At 45.2% G+C, this 19,064-nt stretch carries 18 protein-coding genes; 10 read left to right on the forward strand and 8 right to left on the reverse strand.

Annotated elements, in window-relative coordinates:
- Positions 1-10 precede the first annotated feature (10 nt).
- Together AC4E8D_RS04105 and corA are read left to right on the forward strand one after the other, a co-directional pair.
- On the forward strand, positions 11-1,000 hold the full coding sequence (locus tag AC4E8D_RS04105; protein ID WP_036668387.1) for an inorganic phosphate transporter: 990 nt from the start codon (positions 11-13) through the stop codon (positions 998-1,000).
- 349 nt (positions 1,001-1,349) lie between these two features.
- Positions 1,350-2,309, forward strand: a complete 960-nt coding sequence (corA, locus tag AC4E8D_RS04110) for a magnesium/cobalt transporter CorA (protein ID WP_036668386.1) — start codon at positions 1,350-1,352, stop codon at positions 2,307-2,309.
- Between the two features lie 283 nt (positions 2,310-2,592).
- On the opposite strand, the gene AC4E8D_RS04115 is transcribed toward corA, so the two are convergent.
- Together AC4E8D_RS04115 and AC4E8D_RS04120 are read right to left on the reverse strand one after the other, a co-directional pair.
- Positions 2,593-3,681, reverse strand: coding sequence for a DNA alkylation repair protein (locus AC4E8D_RS04115; RefSeq protein ID WP_490205874.1), 1,089 nt, complete (start codon positions 3,679-3,681; stop codon positions 2,593-2,595).
- Between the two features lie 132 nt (positions 3,682-3,813).
- A complete protein-coding gene (locus AC4E8D_RS04120) occupies positions 3,814-4,449 on the reverse strand; it encodes a tyrosine protein kinase (RefSeq protein WP_339306813.1) in 636 nt (211 codons plus the stop codon).
- A gap of 454 nt (positions 4,450-4,903) precedes the next feature.
- Here AC4E8D_RS04120 and AC4E8D_RS04125 point away from each other — a divergent pair, with 454 nt between their 5' ends.
- Both AC4E8D_RS04125 and AC4E8D_RS04130 read left to right on the forward strand, forming a co-directional pair.
- Positions 4,904-5,194, forward strand: a complete 291-nt coding sequence (locus tag AC4E8D_RS04125; RefSeq protein ID WP_017690665.1) for a YerC/YecD family TrpR-related protein — start codon at positions 4,904-4,906, stop codon at positions 5,192-5,194.
- Between the two features lies 1 nt (position 5,195).
- The gene (locus AC4E8D_RS04130; RefSeq protein ID WP_339306815.1) at positions 5,196-5,981 is read left to right on the forward strand and encodes a sirohydrochlorin chelatase; all 786 of its coding nucleotides are present in this window, start codon (positions 5,196-5,198) and stop codon (positions 5,979-5,981) included.
- A gap of 145 nt (positions 5,982-6,126) precedes the next feature.
- On the opposite strand, the gene AC4E8D_RS04135 is transcribed toward AC4E8D_RS04130, so the two are convergent.
- Positions 6,127-6,696, reverse strand: coding sequence for a TetR/AcrR family transcriptional regulator (locus tag AC4E8D_RS04135; protein ID WP_339306817.1), 570 nt, complete (start codon positions 6,694-6,696; stop codon positions 6,127-6,129).
- 168 nt (positions 6,697-6,864) lie between these two features.
- On the opposite strand from AC4E8D_RS04135, the gene AC4E8D_RS04140 reads away from it, so the two are divergent.
- Both AC4E8D_RS04140 and AC4E8D_RS04145 read left to right on the forward strand, forming a co-directional pair.
- Complete coding sequence (locus tag AC4E8D_RS04140) at positions 6,865-7,791, forward strand: ketopantoate reductase family protein (protein ID WP_339306819.1); 927 nt, start codon at positions 6,865-6,867, stop codon at positions 7,789-7,791.
- A 71-nt stretch (positions 7,792-7,862) separates the two neighbouring features.
- On the forward strand, positions 7,863-8,279 hold the full coding sequence (locus AC4E8D_RS04145) for a DUF4395 domain-containing protein (protein WP_339306822.1): 417 nt from the start codon (positions 7,863-7,865) through the stop codon (positions 8,277-8,279).
- A gap of 185 nt (positions 8,280-8,464) precedes the next feature.
- Here the strand turns inward: AC4E8D_RS04145 and AC4E8D_RS04150 are convergent, their stop codons facing one another.
- Positions 8,465-9,181 carry an NPP1 family protein gene (locus AC4E8D_RS04150; RefSeq protein ID WP_339306825.1) on the reverse strand — a complete coding sequence of 239 codons (717 nt, stop codon included), beginning with the start codon at positions 9,179-9,181 and terminating at the stop codon, positions 8,465-8,467.
- Between the two features lie 525 nt (positions 9,182-9,706).
- On the opposite strand from AC4E8D_RS04150, the gene AC4E8D_RS04155 reads away from it, so the two are divergent.
- On the forward strand, positions 9,707-10,588 hold the full coding sequence (locus AC4E8D_RS04155; RefSeq protein WP_017690659.1) for a diacylglycerol kinase: 882 nt from the start codon (positions 9,707-9,709) through the stop codon (positions 10,586-10,588).
- 28 nt (positions 10,589-10,616) lie between these two features.
- Entirely contained in the window at positions 10,617-12,359 is a 1,743-nt protein-coding gene (gene rlmD, locus AC4E8D_RS04160) for a 23S rRNA (uracil(1939)-C(5))-methyltransferase RlmD (RefSeq protein ID WP_339306827.1), read from the forward strand.
- Positions 12,360-12,488: 129 nt separating this feature from the next.
- Here the strand turns inward: rlmD and AC4E8D_RS04165 are convergent, their stop codons facing one another.
- Complete coding sequence (locus tag AC4E8D_RS04165) at positions 12,489-13,427, reverse strand: ketopantoate reductase family protein (protein WP_339306829.1); 939 nt, start codon at positions 13,425-13,427, stop codon at positions 12,489-12,491.
- A 149-nt stretch (positions 13,428-13,576) separates the two neighbouring features.
- Here AC4E8D_RS04165 and AC4E8D_RS04170 point away from each other — a divergent pair, with 149 nt between their 5' ends.
- Positions 13,577-14,158, forward strand: a complete 582-nt coding sequence (locus tag AC4E8D_RS04170) for a TetR/AcrR family transcriptional regulator (protein ID WP_490205875.1) — start codon at positions 13,577-13,579, stop codon at positions 14,156-14,158.
- A gap of 136 nt (positions 14,159-14,294) precedes the next feature.
- Here AC4E8D_RS04170 and AC4E8D_RS04175 read toward each other — a convergent pair whose 3' ends face one another.
- The 3 genes from AC4E8D_RS04175 to AC4E8D_RS04185 form a co-directional block, all read right to left on the reverse strand.
- Positions 14,295-15,962 (reverse strand): leucine-rich repeat domain-containing protein, encoded by a 1,668-nt coding sequence (locus tag AC4E8D_RS04175; protein WP_490205876.1) that lies wholly within the window; start codon positions 15,960-15,962, stop codon positions 14,295-14,297.
- Between the two features lie 385 nt (positions 15,963-16,347).
- Complete coding sequence (locus AC4E8D_RS04180) at positions 16,348-17,226, reverse strand: GNAT family N-acetyltransferase (protein WP_339306835.1); 879 nt, start codon at positions 17,224-17,226, stop codon at positions 16,348-16,350.
- 267 nt (positions 17,227-17,493) lie between these two features.
- Positions 17,494-17,700, reverse strand: coding sequence for a DUF2536 family protein (locus AC4E8D_RS04185; RefSeq protein ID WP_076329555.1), 207 nt, complete (start codon positions 17,698-17,700; stop codon positions 17,494-17,496).
- 378 nt (positions 17,701-18,078) lie between these two features.
- On the opposite strand from AC4E8D_RS04185, the gene AC4E8D_RS04190 reads away from it, so the two are divergent.
- A complete protein-coding gene (locus AC4E8D_RS04190; RefSeq protein WP_339306837.1) occupies positions 18,079-19,053 on the forward strand; it encodes a tRNA dihydrouridine synthase in 975 nt (324 codons plus the stop codon).
- Positions 19,054-19,064 lie beyond the last annotated feature (11 nt).

Genomic DNA, 19,064 nt, shown 5'->3' on the forward strand with positions numbered 1-19,064 from the left:
CCAGAGAATAATGGAAACAACGATTTGGGTATTAGGTATAGTCGTCTTCCTTGCACTGGCGTTTGACTTCATCAACGGTTTTCACGACACGGCCAATGCCATTGCGACTTCGGTCTCAACCCGAGCGCTGACGCCACGTCGAGCTATTCTTATGGCAGCGGTGATGAACTTTGTCGGTGCGATGATGTTCACAGGTGTTGCGAAGACGATTGGGGGGAGTGTGACCGACCCCACCACGCTGGATAACGGGATAGAGGTCGTCATAGTCACCTTGATATCAGCGATTATCTGGAACCTGGTTACATGGTGGTTCGGTATTCCGTCCTCATCCTCACATGCACTTATTGGAGCCCTTGCAGGTGCCGTACTCGTTGGCGCAGGATCTGATAAAGTGAAATGGAGCGGATTCATTGATATCGTCGGTGGTTTGTTATTATCACCTCTGATCGCATTTGCGATAGGTTATGTGGTCATGACGATTCTCAAATATATTTTCGCCAAACGCAGTCCGCATAACGTGAACAAAGGTTTCCGTACGGTACAGATTTTCACGGCAGCACTGCAAGCATTCACGCATGGTACGAATGATGCACAGAAAGCGATGGGGATTATTACGTTTGCTCTGGTTGCAGCAGGTGTGCAGGATAATCTGGATGTTCCGCTGTGGGTTAAAATCTCAGCAGCAACTGCGATGGCTCTGGGTACATCCATTGGTGGTTGGAAAATCATCAAAACGATGGGTACCAAAATCTTTAAAATTGAACCGATCAACGGTTTTGCCGCGGATCTGTCAGCTGCATCCGTTATTTTCACAGCAACGTTGCTTCACCTTCCAGTTAGTACAACGCACGCGATCACATCAGCTATTCTGGGTGTGGGCTCCGCGAAACGTTTCTCTGCGGTGAAATGGGGACTTGCTGGACGTATTATTATTACGTGGTTCATTACGATTCCGATTACTGGGGCACTGGCAGGATTATTGTACTGGATTATTTTCTAAAAAGAGAAGTTATCCCGAACAAATTCGGAGTTACCAGACAATCTGTTCATAACTGTGTGAATATCGGGATATGTGGATAAATATACAACCAAAATCAAGAGACGCCTGTGCATGAACGTGTGGACAGGCTGGATATGTGGATAGCCATCCGTGGAATGATAAACCAAAAGAAGATATTCCTGTGGATACAGGGAACTGTGGATAGGGAAATGAGAGAAGCCAACAGGGTTGGCTTTTTTTGTTGTCGAGTTTGAATGCGTCTGTGGATATTTTGGACACGTGGGAGACGTACCTATGGTTAAAGTTGTACAATGACGTAAAGATACAGGACAAGGACGTGGTCTAATTTATGATTCGTACACTCGCCATTACACGAGAACATCAAGTCTCCGTTAACGTACCACTTACACAGCTGGATCTGAACGATTACGCCTGGGTATGGGCCGATTTTAACCAGCCAACGGAAGAGGAAAGCCGTTTGCTGGATACATATTTTCATTTTCACCCTTTAGCTATTGAGGACTGTCTGCATGTATTGCAGCGGCCTAAGCTTGATTATTATGATAATCTGCAGTTTCTTGTACTGCATGCACTGAACCCGTCCACACTGGAAGCCGAGGAGGTTGACTTGTTTCTCGGATCAAACTTCCTAGTGTCTTTTCATCATGGCGTATTGGAGGAAGTGGATGAAGCGTGGGAGCGCTTGTTGCACCATGCACATGAACGAACCATCTGGGCGCGAGGTCCGGTGGCAGCAGCCTATACGGTGATGGACAAGCTGGTCGATCATTATTTTCCGTCTTTATTTGCGATTGAGGATGAACTGGCTGAACTGGAGAACCGGGGTGGACAGGAGTCAGTTGAAGACTTGATGAACCAGGTGTTTGATCTGCGGACTCGATTGCTGAAGCTGAGACGAACGGTAGTACCGATGCGGGATCTGCTCTATCGGGTGGTCAATTCCCAGCATGTACAGCGAACAGGTGAACATACGGCTTATTTTACCGATATCTATGACCATTTATTGAAGCTGACGGATATGATTGAAGCTGATCGGGAGATGACCGCTGACCTGCGCGACAGTTATATTTCCCTGAACTCCAACCGGATGAATCAGATCATGAAGACACTCACGGTGATTACGACCGTATTTATGCCACTCACACTGATCGCGGGTATTTATGGCATGAACTTTGCCTATATGCCTGAGCTGCAATGGAAGTTTGGGTATGGTGCGGTGCTGCTGTTAATGTTTGTGCTTGGCGGAAGTATGGTGGCTTGGTTTGTAAAACGGGGTTGGTTTAAGTAGAAAATGTTATACCTTACTGCTCCGTATGCAGTTCCATCTTTCGGTGATAAGCGCACGCTATTGCAAGCAGATCATCAGAAGAAGATAGCTAGCTGAAGCAACGTTTGTTACATATGAAAAGGGCCACTGGACAAGGATCTCAGGCAGAAATAACTGTCGGGAGATGATGCTTGCCAGGTGGCCTTTCTGATTCTTCTATTAGAAGTTTTGAAAAAAAAATGTATCCACATGTGAATAACTATTCCGCTGCAGTAAGCTGTGTATAACTTACGATGTCTTCCTGTTACTCCACTTCAAGAACAAAAGAAGTCGTTGCTGCCTCTTTACCATTCACAACAATCGTTAGTGTATGTAGTCCAGCATAATATTTTCTTGTTGTAATGATTTTGAACGATTGTGTAGTGGCTACCTTGGTTCTGCCTGTCGGGTACATTTTATCGGAGCATTTGAATCGTTTGGGAGCCTGTTTGCCGTTTGCCTTCATATAACCCATCTCATATTCAATTCGCAGCATCTGTGACTCGCCGCTCTCATTAACGACATCAAACGAAAAGTGAAGATCCTCGCCAATGCTAATCGAATCCTGGACAAGCAGAAGCTGCTCAATGTGAATCGAATCCTGCTCGTTATAACCAAAAAGACTTAGTGCTTTGCTATGTCCTTTCTTCAGTAATGACCTGCTGGCATGCCGGACAATCCAGTCTGTGTGTACATGTTGTCCATACCAGGTCGTGGCCAGATCCATAACTAGTTCAGGGTGGTCCTTGGAGATGTCATTCAGATGATTGGCGACACTTTTGCGAACATAGAGGGACTCGTCCTGTTTCAATGCATGCAGAATCGGAAGTACAGGTGTTGGATCGGTGATAAAGTTCTGGAGTTTGGCGCCCCATGGCAACCGTGGCCGGCTGCCTTCACTGGCAAGTCTGCGGATATGCTCGTTGTTGCTCTCTGCCCACGTCATCATATGTTTCATCGTTTGGATTGGATAATGTTCAATAAACGGGCGTACCGCGAACTCAGAGCTGGAATAAGGTGTGAAGAGGGTCAGATACTTCATGGATAACTCGTAATCCTCTGGGTCAAGTCCGTTCACTTCGATAAAATCGGGTACAAATAGATATTCAACACCTCTCATCGTCGGGGCGGCTTGTTCAATAATATGTAATGCTTCCTCATAATTGTCCGGCAGTACCTGGGTCAAAGCCAGTGTGATTCTGCGAATGCGCGCTTTGAATTCTAACTGTCCCCAGCCTTCAGCGAAAACCAATTCATGAAATTGCTGTGTATCCAGCTTTGGGTAGAATTGACGCAACAGTTCGCCGGTCCGATCGATTAATGCGGGAGTGTATTTGTCTTTGATAAGTTCCATGGTCCGCCTCCTTTAGTTACTATCCAGTATACCTCAAATTACAGAAATAAGAACGTAAGTTCCTGAAATTTATTTGTATACGGATGAACGTTGTTAAGGCACCCGCCTTTTGCAAGGGGATGCCTGGATTTTTTAACCTTTGCGACTTTTGGGACGACGCTTCGTGGAATTGGATTTGCGGCGGACTGGAGTTGTGTTGCGGCGACGTGTAGCATTCGTTGTTTTGTTCCGACGTTTGTTTTTACGTTTCCGGGGTGGCGTATATTCTTCATAGTCTGCATCAGCTGCGCTGTTATTCGATTTTCCTTTTCCAAAAGGCAGAATGCCCATAACAAGTTTCATCATCGGAGCCATCTGCTGGATCCCACCGACGACCTTCTGCATTTTGCCTATTCCACTCATGATCCCATCAATGCCGCCGAAGCGGTCAATCATTCCTTTTAACTCACCGATGTTGGCTAATGAAAAGCCGGAACTGCCAGTAGCAGGCGCCGGTACCGGAGCTGGGGGAAGAACCTGAGCTGCGCCTCCATATAAGTTCCCGCCAGCTACACCTTGCCCATACGGTACGATTGCAGATGCTTCGACTTCACCAAAGCCCGGGTAGTGTGGTTCTACGCCAGGGTACATCGGTTGGATCTGGGTTTCATTCAAAGACCGTGGAACCACACCGGGCGGCATATAGGCAGAAGTATGCGCCTGGCGATGAGCATGAGAAGACGGACGCTGCCTTGGTGCTGGCTGGCGGTGATAATAATGCTGTGGCATGAACGATCACGTTCCTTCTATGTTGGATTTCGGAATTGCGTTCCATGAGTTGCATGACAGATGTACATCATAGACCCTTGTGGAACTCCCTTTTGTTATACTGTATGTCATTCGCGGAGAGACGGCGTAGGCGGGTATCCCGGAAAACGGGATATTTGCGGATTTGGGCGCATGTAAGATGGCAGGTTCACGAAGAGTAAAATGCAGTTCAGACACAAAGTTGTAACATTTAGGAGGATTGAAATCCTACATAAGTAATCGGATATATACAGGTGAAAACTGGGAAATAGCGCGGTAAATTCGTCCGATGTACGCGAGGGGAGGACAATAGTACCTTTTGTAAGCGGTAACATGTATTTTTATTCTGTAGTGCGTGAAATCGGTAACGCTTGAAATACCAACTCAGGGTGAGTACAATGTAGGTACACAGTAACCGCTAGGGGATGATGATGAAATGCAGCTGAAAAAGCTAAATGATAAAAGCATTGAACAACTATTCGAGGCTATTTTGACGCTAAAAGATATTGAAGAGTGTTATGTTTTCTTTGATGACCTCTGCACAGTTAACGAGATCCAATCCATGTCCCAGCGGCTGGAAGTGGCTCGTATGTTGGGTAAAGGCAATACGTATAACCAGATTGAAGCAGAGACAGGCGCGAGTACAGCTACAATTTCACGTGTGAAACGCTGCCTGAATTACGGCAATGATGGTTATAAAATGACGCTGGAACGCCTGGGACGCTAATATGAAGAAGCCGGGTGTACTCATCATCAGTCACGGTTCACAGGAGCAGACCTGGGTGGAATCCGTCGATGACGCGATCTCCCGGTTGAATCTGCCTATTCCATTACCGGTTGAAGCCGGTTTTCTTGAACTTGTGGAAGGACGCCTGATCCAGGACGGTATCGACCGACTGGAAGCACAAGGCGTAACCGATATTCTGGTCGTACCTCTATTTGTTTCGTCCGGGAGTACACATGTGGATGAAATTGAATATGCCATTGGTGCAAAGGAAACACCTGATCGCGAAACGGATCTGGAACCGTTCGATGTGAAGGCTCGGGTTCACTTCGGGTATCCGGTGGATAACGATCCGGATATTGCCGTGATGGTGTGGGACAAAGTCCGATTGTTGTCGCAGCAACCAGAGAAGGAAACGATTCTGCTGGTAGGCCATGGGAGTATTCATGATGGTTTTCGCGAGCGTTGGGAAGCCGGAATTTCTTCCCTTGCAGAGCGTGTGCAGGAAGTTAGTGGTGTAGCCCATATGGATTATGCATTGCTGAATCCGGAGAGTGTGTACGATAAAGTGAAGTACTGGAGCGAAGAGCGGGGGAACCGAGTCATTGTGGCGCCGCTGTTTTTGAGTGCCGGTTATTTCACGAGGAACGTTATCCCGGATCGGCTGCAGGAACTGAACTATGTGTACAGCGGTGAGACACTGTTACCACATCCATTGCTTGGGCAGTGGCTGGAGCGCCAAATCCAGATTTTGCTGGAGAGATGTAATGAGGTTAAAGCTTCTTCTTGAAGTGATCGCTTTGGCATAGGTGTGTAATCACATCGCTCGCAGTAATGTCGTATCAATTGATTTGAACTCCATAGCTTCATAAACAATCAAACCACGTCGAAGGACGTGGTTTTTGTTTGTTGTAGATCACTTGAAAGAAATTGGGCTATCCATTAATCGGTGCGTGCAATTGCAGATGTAGCTCCAGTAAACTTATTAATTGGTCAACGATCTCCTCGGCCGGATAAGGCATGGAATTCATAATCCACCACTCCAGGAGGCCCACAGCAGCGGAAGCAAGAAACTGTATGGTGATCTCTTTTTTCATACCTTCCTGTATACCACAGGCATCCATCTGTTCCTCCACTCCCTGGACCAACAATGTCATCAACTTACTACGGAATGCCGGAATACCTTTTTTGGTTAGAAGTATGGTATAGGTAGACGCATGTTGTTCCAGATAACGGAAGGTTCTGAGAAGCGCATCCTTGGCCGTAACGGGTGTTGTAGTAGAGCTTTCGATCATACAGGCATCCAACAACCGCTGCAAATAGGTCTCAATGCATTGATCCAACAGGTCGAACTTGTCAGCGTAATGCAAATAGATTGTTCCTCGGTTTACATTAGCCCGATCAGCAATATCGTTTATCGTAATTTGCTCGAAATCCCGTTCTTCCAGTAACCCGACAAAAGCTTCGATTATCGCCTTTCGTGTCTTGAGTACTCGTCTGTCCATGGCCCCTCCTATGATGGTTTTCAACAATAAGGAATCATTCGTTGATTATTCAACAAAAACGGATATTTTAACGATTGAAGCACAGTAGGTGCTTTGTTAATCTTATTTTATCAACAAATGTTCATAAAGCAACGAATATTGATAAAATATGAAATAGAGGGATAACCAATGAAAATATTAGTGTATGGTGCAGGTGTTTTGGGCAGTCAACTGGCGCATGTTCTGGTGCGCGGCGGCAATGAAGTCACCATTCTGGCTAGAGGGAAGCGGGCAGAGGAGCTGGAGAAGGATGGAATCGTCATCCGGCATGTTTTTCAATTCAAAACGACAGTTGATCCGGTTCGGGTAGCCAGAACGTTGGAAATGGATGACCAATATGATCTGATTTTTGTTGTCATGAAATATAATGATTTTCCTTCAGTGTTACCTATTCTGGCAGAGAATCAGAGCAGCAATATTGTGATTGTGGGAAACAACGCAGATGCGCGAAGCATGCAAAATTTTTTGGAGGAAAACAGCAGGGTAGCAAAACAGGTCGCGTTTGGATTCCATGTGAGTGGAGGAAAGCGGGAAAAGGACCGAATGTTATCGATCGGTGGAGGTAGCGGACAAATGGTGATCGGCAGTCTGGACGGTGAGATAGGCTTCAAACCTTTGCTGGATCAAGCTTTCCAACATGTGAAATACAAGTTAAATGTCCTGAGCGATATTGATGCCTGGCTGAAAAGCCATATCATCCCCATTCTGATGCTTAATGCGGTGAGCTTTAATGAGAAGCGTGAGTTGATCAAGTTGGACGGGAACAGAAAGCAAATCCAACATATGATTAGGGCGATGGATGAGGGCTTTAGCGTGCTTGAGGCTATGGGCATAACGATTATACCGGAGATTCAGGCTAAAATGATTCGCAAGCATCAACGGATGTTGCACCTTCTGTTGAAGATCTATAGTGTGCTTCCAATTCATAAGCTGATTGCGGGTTCTTTTGGAGAGATTGAGGCGTTAAATAATGCATTTACCGATTGGAAAAAGACAACAGGCGTCCCGACTCCCCATTGGGACGTGCTGAAAAGAGATTTTACTCCCCTTAAATGATGTATTGCTCATTCCCTGCATACCGACTACAATAAAACCAACTAATAAAATGGGGATAAGGAGATATACAGATGCGGGAAATACCTATGCGCTATGTGAAAGCGAATCAGGTCGGTATTGTATTGTTTGTTTTACTCTCGTTTGTGTTCAATCCGCTGGTAGTTCTGGGCTTGCTGTGGATCATTCAGGTGGTGGGGCTGGTTTCCAGTGGCAAATTGAATCTGTTTGTGCAAATTGGCAAAGTCGTGCTGACTGGTCAAGGGACAGAGACGCAGGCGGTGGAGCTCCAGCGATTCAACAATATTCTGGCTGTACTCTTCCTGTCTCTGGCACTCATCTCGTTCTCGCTCAGCTGGGTAGCTGCAGGTTATGTATTCTCCGTCATGCTTCTCATGGCTGCAAGTGCGGCCCTGCTGGGTTATTGTGTAGGCTGCACCGTCTATTTCTGGTATAAACAGCTGCATGCAGGTAGAAAAATCGGATTTTGAGGTTGGCTGAAGAGCGATACGAGGACAGAATAACTTATTCTTCGAGTAAGGATAAAGACAGTCATGTTCCGAGGAGCTTTCTGGCGGGAAGCTTTTAGCTGGACCTATATGGCGATCGGAATACGATCGCATTATAATGAAATCCCCCTCAAGTGAATTGTTCACTCGAAGAGGATTTTCTTTTTTTATCTAAACCAGGCCTTGTTCAAATTGTTCGTGAAATTGTTATCGTTCATAGGTACGTTGGCACTGCCAAAGTCCGTGGTGTTGAGTGCATTCCGTGCCGCAGAAGTCAGATCGTCCCATCCGATTAAAGGCTGAGTTCCACCTACAGCATTAGTAACGCCAAGCTCATGGTTCAGTGGCCAGGTACTATTATAGGAAATCAACGGATGGTTACCTTGTGTATTGGTATTGCTTGGTGTAACTTTTGTAAATTGTCCGTGACCGGAATAGGCGATGGAGAGGATTTGGGGATTGGCCGCTGCCGGATTATCGACCCACACGACGATCCCTTCCCAATCATGACGATGGCCGAGTCCAGAGGAAGGGGAGTCTTTGGGGAAATACCACGAATACATGATAGCCCACACCCCATTGTGCCATGCGGAGCGGGAGTAGATCTGCCCTGTATTTGAGCTACAGTTCCCATTCGATGACCCGGACGTATTCAAGCCAGCACTGGTATTGCCCTGTTGATCCACTGCGGGGAAAGGCACGCATCCATGATAGACTTTTAGAAAAGGCTGAAAACGCTTGGCTGCTTGTTGCGTGACGGTGACAGGCGTAACTTCCTGGAATCCGACTACCTGATCATGATTAATTTCTGCCGCTTCAATAACAGTGACCCAAGGAATACAGGCCATAAGCGAAACCATGAGCATTAACACGATTTTTTTCATTTACACTTCTCCTTCAAGGGTATGATGTGGTGCTAAGTTGAGAGTTCAATAAAACTATATTGGAAAAAGGTTGATGTTATTTATCTTTTCATCTTAAGATTTGTAAATTTGTAGCATATCTATGTCATAATCATATGAAGATCATCGAAATCGAAGACTAATTCCTGTCCAAGCGGGCAGAATGGTTGATTAATGAGACTATTTTACATAAAAGGTAGTGGGGAAGATTCAGGAGCGGTGCGTGAGGTTTATTGGGTAATGGATGGATTAATGGGTACCTATATGAAAAAATATACTTATGGATTACAGGCTAGGACATCTTTACATTTGATGATATGATAGGAGTTAAAGGCTTTGGAATGAGACGGAATTCCTGATGCATAGATATAGGTAAGACGAAAGATTCGAGCAGAATGAACGGAAGATCATTTATATGTAAAAAATATACCCTTCTGTGGACTCGTGCAACGTAAGAATATGAGGTCGTTTAGACTCATGGATAATGTGGAATAGGTGGCGTATGAGATGAAAAAAGCTCGCTTAATATATAATCCGACCTCAGGCCGGGAAGAAATGAAGAAACGTCTGGCTGATATTTTGCAGCGTTTGGATCAAGGTGGTATTGAAGCTTCATGTCACGCAACAACGGGTGAAGGTGACGCAACCCGGGAAGCTGAACTAGCGATTGAGCGCGGTTATGACATGATTATTGCTGCTGGTGGCGATGGCACGTTGTATGAAGTGATTAACGGTATGGCTGAGCGGGAGAACCGTCCTCCGCTGGGTGTGTTTCCTTTGGGAACGACGAATGATTTTGCGCGTGCTCTAGGCATTCCGAGACAGTGGGAAGACTACGTGGATCTGGTCATTAACCAGCAGCTTCGTCCACTAGATCTGGGCAAAGCGAATGATAAATATTTTATCAACATCGCCGGTGGCGGCTCATTGACTGAACTGACCTATGAAGTACCGAGTCGTCTGAAAACGATGATTGGGCAACTGGCCTATTATATGAAGGGTATTGAGAAAATGGCGAGTCTGTCTCCACAGGAGCTGATTATTCGCGCCGACGGTCAGGAAGAAATCCATGATGAATTTATGTTATTCCTCATCGCCAATACCAATTCGGTCGGGGGATTTGAGAAGTTGGCTCCAGGTGCAACCATTGATGATGGTCTGTTCGATGTGATCGGTGTTCGCAAGTGTAATCTGGCCGATATGATCCGCCTCGTAACGCTCGCGCTGCGTGGGGAGCATCTGAACGACAAGAAAGTGGTTCATTTCCAGACGAGTCATATGGAAGTTACGTCCCCGGGATATGTGCAATTGAACCTCGATGGAGAGTTGGGGGGAACATTGCCAGCTACATTTACCAACTTGCGTCATCATCTGATGTTGTATCGTTAAATACTAAAAAGAAAGAAGTGAATGTACGTTGTCTAATACGAACCGCAGCGGTCGTGGAAAAAACCGCCGGAATTCGGCTGCCTCTCAGGGGCAAGGGAACGCTTCAGCGTCCCGTCAGCCAAGTCAATCATCTCGTCCATCTACACGTCAGCAGGGAAAAGAGGTGCGGCCACAAGGCGCATCTCTTTCTGCCGTTCGTCCAAAGGGGAGAACGCGTGAATCTGCACCAATCGAAGGTCTGCCCGTTAGCAAAAATGAAGAGACCGTCATCGACATCATTGGCATGAACCATGACGGTGAGGGTGTAGGTCGTGCGAATGGATACACGCTCTTTGTGCAGGGTGCGCTTCCAGGTGAAACCGTGCGTGTGCGCGTGATGAAAACCAAGAAGCAGTATGGCTATGCCAAACTGCTGGAGATCGTGAAAGCAAGCCCGGATCGTGTGTCCGCGCCATGCCCGATCTATGATCAGTGCGGCGGCTGCCAGATCCAGCATATGAGTTATGCCGGACAGCTTGCTTGGAAACGCCAATTGGTGGTAGATAATTTGCAGCGGATTGGCAAGTTGAACGTAATGGTGGAGGATGCAGAGACGTTGGCATCCAACGTGGATGATAATGAGGGCGCCGAACAGCACGTGCAGGATGACGTTTCAGTTGGTGAGGCGAATGAAGCACAAATGATTGGAAGTAATCGTATTCGTTTTCGTCTCGAAGGTGTCATGAACGAAGAGGATACGGAGCAGGGCATTCGTGTACTGCCTACGATGGGTATGGACGAGCCATGGCGCTATCGGAACAAGGCACAGGTGCCAATTGGCGTGACCGAGGACGGCTTGGTGGGTGGATTTTACGCTAAAGGAAGCCACCGGATCATTGACATGGAGACTTGTCTCATTCAGCACGAACATAATGATGAAGTGGTTGCGAAGGTGAAGGAGATCGGCAGTCATTTTGGAATTAGTGCCTATAACGAAGAGACAGGTCGCGGCTTGTTGCGTCACGTGGTCGTGAAGAAAGCGTTCCGTACTGGCGAGATGATGCTTGTTCTGGTTACGAATGGTCGAGACATTCCGTACAAAGACGAATGGATTGGCAGTATCCGTGAAGCGATTCCGCATGTGGCGAGCATCTGCCAGAACGTGAACAAAAAACAGACGAACGTCATCTTTGGCGATGAGACCCGCGTCTTGTGGGGCCGTGATGTAATCTATGATTATATTGGTGATGTGCAGTTTGCAATCTCAGCGCGTTCATTCTATCAGGTGAATCCGGTGCAGACGGAAGTACTGTATGGGAAGACGGTAGAGTATGCAGGACTGAGTGGCAAAGAGACAGTCATTGATGCCTATTGCGGCATCGGTACGATCTCTCTTTTCCTCGCGCAACATGCGGATCAGGTGTACGGGGTAGAGATCGTGCCTGAAGCAATCGAGGATGCACGTAGCAATGCGCTCTTGAACGAGATGCGTAACGTGAAGTTCGAAGTTGGTGCCTCAGAGGACGTTATTCCACGCTGGAAAGAACAAGGCATCGAAGCTGATGTGATCGTCGTCGATCCGCCGCGGAAGGGTTGCGATCCACGTTTGCTGGAAACGATCCAGGAGATGAAGCCGGAGCGAGTTGTGTACGTGAGTTGTAATCCAAGTACGCTGGCGCGTGATTTGCGTGTGCTGGAGGATGGCGGATATCGGACGGTTGAGGTAACGCCGGTGGACATGTTCCCACACACGGTGCATGTGGAGAGTGTAGCGATGTTGGTTAGGGTGTAGTGTTTTGAAGCTACATTTACCTTTTTAATAAATAGCTACTTTGCCCGAAGCTTCTAAAGCTCGGGCTATAGTTGTTATAACCATTAGTAGAGTTGATGTTGGTCTGAACAATATCCAGTTTTCAGTTTATCATTTCTCAATAGCTTTGTGTTGTTGCTCAGTGTTTGCAAATGCCGCAGTAAGCCGTGGTGAAGGCATACCTAACTTTTTTGCTTCTCTCACAACTTCTTGTACTGCAAAGCCGGCTTTACTATTGTTGTATTCAATGAAAAGTCGCGGTAAGCTGCCCTTTGCAAAAATAACCTTGTTAAACAGCGTGCCGAGAAGTGCTGATGGAATTTTGGTCAACAGTAGAGTAATCGCGTCCATCTTTGCTCCTCTTGCTTTAAGTACAGGTGCCATTTCCCGCATATTCTTACCAACATTTGCGAATGAGTCACGATGATTCATAAGTGCTGGAAAACTTCCCCGTTTTAACACCTCGGTCTCCATCGCCGCATTCATGGCAAAGTGATTCCATAGCCAGCTTTGCATATCCTTTATCCAATTGATTTTAAAATGGGCGCTCTCAAATAGTTCTTTGAATTTGTTGTTAATCTGTTCCGTGCCTACACGTGGTTTCTCCAGAAATATCATTTTTAAAAAGCCGCCCCTAAGCTTATTGTCCTCAATGCCGCCTCCTGCTCCTGGGAAACCAAAGACAACATTGTTCATAGACAAGGGCAAGATCGATGATTTTAAATCCTGCCAAATATTATTGAATATAAGGATCGGGGTGTTACCCGCGGTAGTCGATAGTAATTGTGCTGCTTCGGGAAGTTGTTTCGTGTTGACACTCGCAATAATGAGATCGTAATTTGGGCTTACCTCCTCATGCAACTTGACTTTCCAGCTTTCCTGGATTAACTGTTTCCCTCTTCGCGCATCCCACATTTCAAGCGCTATATGGCTTCCAAAGGTTTCTTTTCTCCCTTTTCTAACGTAAAACTCAACGGTATGCCCTGCCTTTTCGAAAGCCCATGCGTATTGGGTCGATATGACACCTCTACCGAAAAATAAAATTCTCATCTTAGCCTCCTAATAATCCATATTCATCCTTGTTGATGATCCAACAACGTGTTGTATAATGTTATTGTATTGATTCACTATACGGTCATCAACCATCAGATTTTTAATATCTGTCGGATAATTGATCGAACAGCAAACGGAGGCAAATAATGAAAAAGCAACCTGAAATTACGGACAAAACAAGGCAGACATTCATAAATGTATTCTGCGATTTATATAGCCGAAAACCAATAGAAAAAATATCCATTCAAGAGATTGCTAACCAATCAGGATATAATCGGAGTACATTTTATCAATACTTTACAGATATCTATGAGTTGTTGGACTGCGTTGAAGAGCGTGTTTTGAAATCCATTAACGAGGAAATGGCAGGCAGAGAGTTTTCTACACATACGTTCCAGGATGCACTTCAATGCTTGGAAAATGCAGAGGACATTTCAGTTCTGAAAGCCCTCTTGGGCGACTATGGTTCTGTTCATTTTGTGGAACGCTTGAAAAGAGAAATTCCCTTTGAGCGATTGATTGTGGATTTTCCAACAGATGATGTCTTGGCACCATATATCATTGAGTTTTACATTTCAATATTAATATCTATGTTTCGCCTTTGGATACACAGAGACAAAGATCTATCGTCGGAAGAATTGATCAAGCTGATCGATAGTCTATTTTCAAAGGGGATTACACCGTATCATATCTTTGGCACGGACAATCCGCAGCGTTCTGGAGTGTAGAGATGTCGGTTAGAAGCTAAATATAAACATAAAGGGTTCGAGAATTTATACATAATTCTCGAACCCCTTCTTGTCTTTGTTTCAATAGCATCCATTAACTAAAATAGTCTAGAACTCCCATCATCCCAGCCGGTAATTAATATACGTGCACACCCGTACCAACCACGGATTTGTTTTGTACGGAATTACCGGATAGATATACCTTTTGCAGATCAGGCAGCTGGCTTAGGGTCTCGATATTGGAAATGGCATTGTTCTCGAGATGAAGCTCTTCTATGCCCTGCCAGTTACTCATGAATTCCAAAGAATCCAAATTGCTATCCTGCATGGTGAAGGAACGTAGAGCGGACATGTTGGCAAAGTAAGGCATCATCTGGTCAACTTCAGTAACAGAGGTATTGTTCATGCTAAAATATGACTGGTCTAAGATCAAATGTTCAAGTACGCTGTTCTCCGCGGCCGCCTTTTGTTCAAAGTTCAGCCTACACTCGGAGCACACCAAAGATTTCACCTGCTTCAAACGAAATAAGGCATCGCTTTCCTTGAACAGTGACGAGTCGTAAATGTTTAAGGTTTCTAGGCGGGACAAGCCGTCCAGGGCGGCAAGACGGGTTATTTCATCGATCTCCCAGAGCGAGAGTTGCTCCAGTTTCGGGAATTTCCCCAGCGCAGCCAAGTTCAGTTCCCCACTTCCGCCACGGAGCGTCAGACTGGTTGTAGCCGGGGCCTTTAGCCCGGGGAGAAAGGAGCTTGGAACTTCCACTCGCTCTACTTTAGGCAGTGTCAGCGCTTCTGCATTCTCGTAGTAGCCGGACAACGCTAATTCCCGCAAAGAGGACAGGCTATTGATGGCCTTTACCGAGCCAAGCTCACTTAGAGAAGCCAGGCGTAGTGTGGTAATAGAGTTTTTGCCGGTCAAGCGCTCCAGACTGGAGAAGTTTACATTTTCAATATCTAATGTTTGTAGAGCAGGCATATTTTGCACAAAGTCGATGGACTTTACATTCGTTAAATAGGACAACTGAAGCTCCTGAAGCTGGGTCAAGGCATACAGCGGCTGCAGGTCTGTGGTTTCACTGTACTGTATAGACAAGGATGATAGCCCGGTCATGGACGACAACCATCCGAGTTCATCGACAAAGGTGAGCGACAGGGACTTGATTGGCAATTGGTTTAACAAGTGAAAATCCGTTACGGACTCATCCACATAGGTAATGGATAAAGAGTTCAGATTGGGGAAGTCCAGCAACATGGCCAATTCCTGATTGCTGCGAAGCTGAGTGGTAAGCTCCGTAATTGTAGACTTGTCGCCAAAGTAGCCCGAAAATGTACTAAAGGATTCGTTAAAAGCGCCAGCATAACTTTTTAATCCGGGCATATGGGCCAAAGTGGTTTGGTCCGTCTGGGATATTTCATAGGTATTCGTCAGGTCCAATGCCGTCAGTCCCTTAAAAGCTTCAAAATCTCGCTGATCAATCCGCTGGCTATTCAGTTTCTTGTCCTGAGTAACATAAGTGATCTTCTCGGCCTGTTCATCGCTGAAGGGATCGGAGAGGCTATATGTAAACTTCCACTGATCATTCTCCGAATGCTCTACGGTTAAATAGCGAATACGAGCCAAGTCCTCCTCTGTTGGCAAGGCGGACCCTTTATCGAAGATATCTCGCAAAAATGAGAGCAGAACCTCGCTTTCGGGCATCTTTCGCACAGGCAGATTGGCTTCTGTTTTTGGATAGGTGGAGCTGTTGCTATAATAAAAATATGTACCGATCGCGCCAGTTAGGACTAACATCAGTATCAGCATTACCTTTACGGAGGCAGTCTGCTTCGGTGGTACTTTAGGGGGCGTTCCATGGTAATGATTAATAGTCTGGTCTACGTAATAGACATGATTTTGCTTCAATAAAAGCTCTGTTTCACAATAGGGACACTTTAAAACCTCATCCTTCTTGTATTCAATTTTTCCGTTGCAATTGGGGCAGTTTAACGGGATAAACGCCACGAATGTCCCCTCCTTCATTATGATGGTCATAAGATCATGCTGAACGGTCATCTGATTTCATTATACCTTGTGAATTTACGTTTGATGAGAGAAAGAAGTTTCACATAACGAAGGAGCAGGGAAATCCTGCTCCTTTTTGATCTTTTTTTAATATGGTCAGGTGGTAGGTCTTATTTAAATTAAATCATCAAGCAATAGATGTAATCGGATGTTTAACGTGCAGAGGGTAGATATGTTCACCATGGGTTCTTACAAATAAACCTTCATTGGTGATCGAACTTTTTAGATCAAGACCCTGATCATCTGGAGTGAAATGAAAGGTTACTCTCTCTGTATCTTCATCTGCAATCTTATCCAAGATATCTTTCATATTCATTTCGTTTAAGCTAACAACGTCGAAGAGCTCAATATGATTGTCTTCTTTCTGATAAATAACAATGACGTTTTCGTTTTCCAAGTAATAAATATCATCACTAAAAACATTCAGGCAATAAAACATGAGTATTCCTTGAGCATGATGGGTGGAGAAATACTGAGAAACAGGTAATCGTTCCGATGCCAATTTTTGAATAAGACGTAAATCCTCCGCGTTAGTTACATTTAGTTTTCGGATATTCGCAGGCTCGGGTGATTTTTTTGCCGTATAATTCATTGAAAAAAGACGTTCTTCCACGGGTTTAAATCCAAACTTGGGGTAAAAATCGAGCACCGATTCATTGGCAAAAAGGTACATGTAATCGTACTTGTTCTCGTATTCCTCTAAAACTTTATTCATTAAATGTGTAGAGAGTCCTTTCCCCCGATAATCAGGATGTGTCATCACCGTACCGATTTGAATCGCTTTTTTCTTCTCACCCTGAATGATGAGCTCAAGGATGTTAACAGAAACGTTGGCAATAACCTGGTCTCCATCGACATATGAATAAGGGATGTAACGCTCGCCCCAGTATCCTTGTTGATACCAATCTTCAAAATTGATCTCAAACGTGTTGACAGCAAGCTCGAAAAAACTCTTGCGCAGTACTTCATTGTTTTTATAATTCTTCATAAATATTAATTCTTGCATGGTATTCTCCCCTTAATCCTCAAAAATGACTATTTGTATAGTTGTACGATCCCGTATTTAACTATGTAAAATATGATTGCAGGTGACAATTCTGCTTATAAGTTGTTGTTGTTGTTGTTTAAGCAGGAGTTGTAACAAGAGAAAGTGGAGTATGATATGGAAAGAGACGCGAGCGAATTCGCGTCTTCTTTTTTGCATGCTTTATAGGATATGTTTAAATGCAATTGCGTCAGTGAACTGTTTTTCACTATTTAAAATCTTGGTCCATTAATTTACGGCAAAATGCACGATTGCACTATATAACATCTTGTTGCGAAAAGGGTCAAACGTTACTTGATGTTGAACTTGCTTCACACGCAGCATTAATGCTTTGTTCATTCCGATTCGTTCTTCGATCGCTCGTTCCAGTTCACGGAAGTCATAAGCCTGTAAGCATTCGACTTTGTCTTTGATCATATCCAGTGAAATTTCCATATCTAATTCAGGCCTCCTTAAAATCTCGATTTGCAGGTTAAAAGCCTGTCGAGCTTCATTTTAGAGGAGCTTTTCCAGTTCGGCAAGAGCAATCGGGCTGAAAATCTAATAAAGACGTGATAAAATCGGGAAAGGGCAATTTCGAGATCATCGAACTTCCGTTAATCTGAAGATCTAATGGAAGTAATAACAGATACTGCTGTTTGAACAAAGTTACATTTGCATGGTATAAGTGAAGAAGAAGCTAGGACACCATAATGTGAATTGCAACGAAAATGCGAATGATCATGTAAATGATAGCAATCAGATGCATGAGTTACGAGTTTTACTATTAATGAGGACAAAGACTGTCCTGGAATGTATAGAGGAGCTTTTGAGATGACAAAGGAAAACTTTTGGCGTGAATTGCCACGACCATTTTTTATTCTGGCACCGATGGAAGATGTGACGGATGTTGTGTTTCGGCATGTCGTAGGTGAAGCGGGCAGACCGGATGTGTTTTTTACGGAGTTTGCGAATACAGAGAGTTATTGTCACCCGGAGGGGCACCATAGTGTGCGCGGGCGTCTGACATTTACAGCGGATGAACAGCCTATTGTGGCTCATATCTGGGGAGATAAACCGGAATTCTTTCGTGAGATGAGTATCGGTATGGCAAAGGAAGGCTTTAAAGGCATCGATATCAATATGGGCTGTCCGGTAGCGAATGTAGCTGAGAATGGAAAAGGAAGTGGATTGATCTGCCGGCCAGCCCTTGCGGCGGAGATTATTCAGGCGGCGAAAGCCGGGGGGCTGCCGGTCAGTGTAAAAACGCGTCTTGGATTTACTGAGGTCGATGAATGGCGCGACTGGTTGACCCATATTTTGCAACAGGACATCGTGAATCTGTCCATTCACTTACGAACGAGAGAAGAAATGAGCAAAGTAGACGCTCACTGGGAACTGATTCCGGAGATTAAGAAACTTCGCGATGAGATAGCGCCTAATACACTGCTGACGATTAATGGGGATATTCCTGACCGTGAAACAGGCCTCAGGCTCGTGGAGCAATATGGTGTGGATGGTATTATGATTGGACGCGGTATTTTCCAGAATCCGTTTGCTTTTGAGAAGGAGCCGAAGGAACACAGCAGTAAGGAATTGCTTGATCTGCTAAGGCTGCATTTGGATCTCCATGATCAATATTCCGAGCTTGACCCACGTTCATTCAGCCCGCTGGCCCGTTTTTTCAAAATCTATGTTCGTGGCTTCCGCGGTGCTAGTGAGCTGAGAAACAGCTTGATGAACGCCAAGACCACTTCTAAAGTACGCGAATTGCTCAATGAGTTTGAAAGTAATGAACAGACCGAGTAGAGTAAGGCGTA

This window comes from Paenibacillus sp. SRL342, assembly GCF_984798905.1.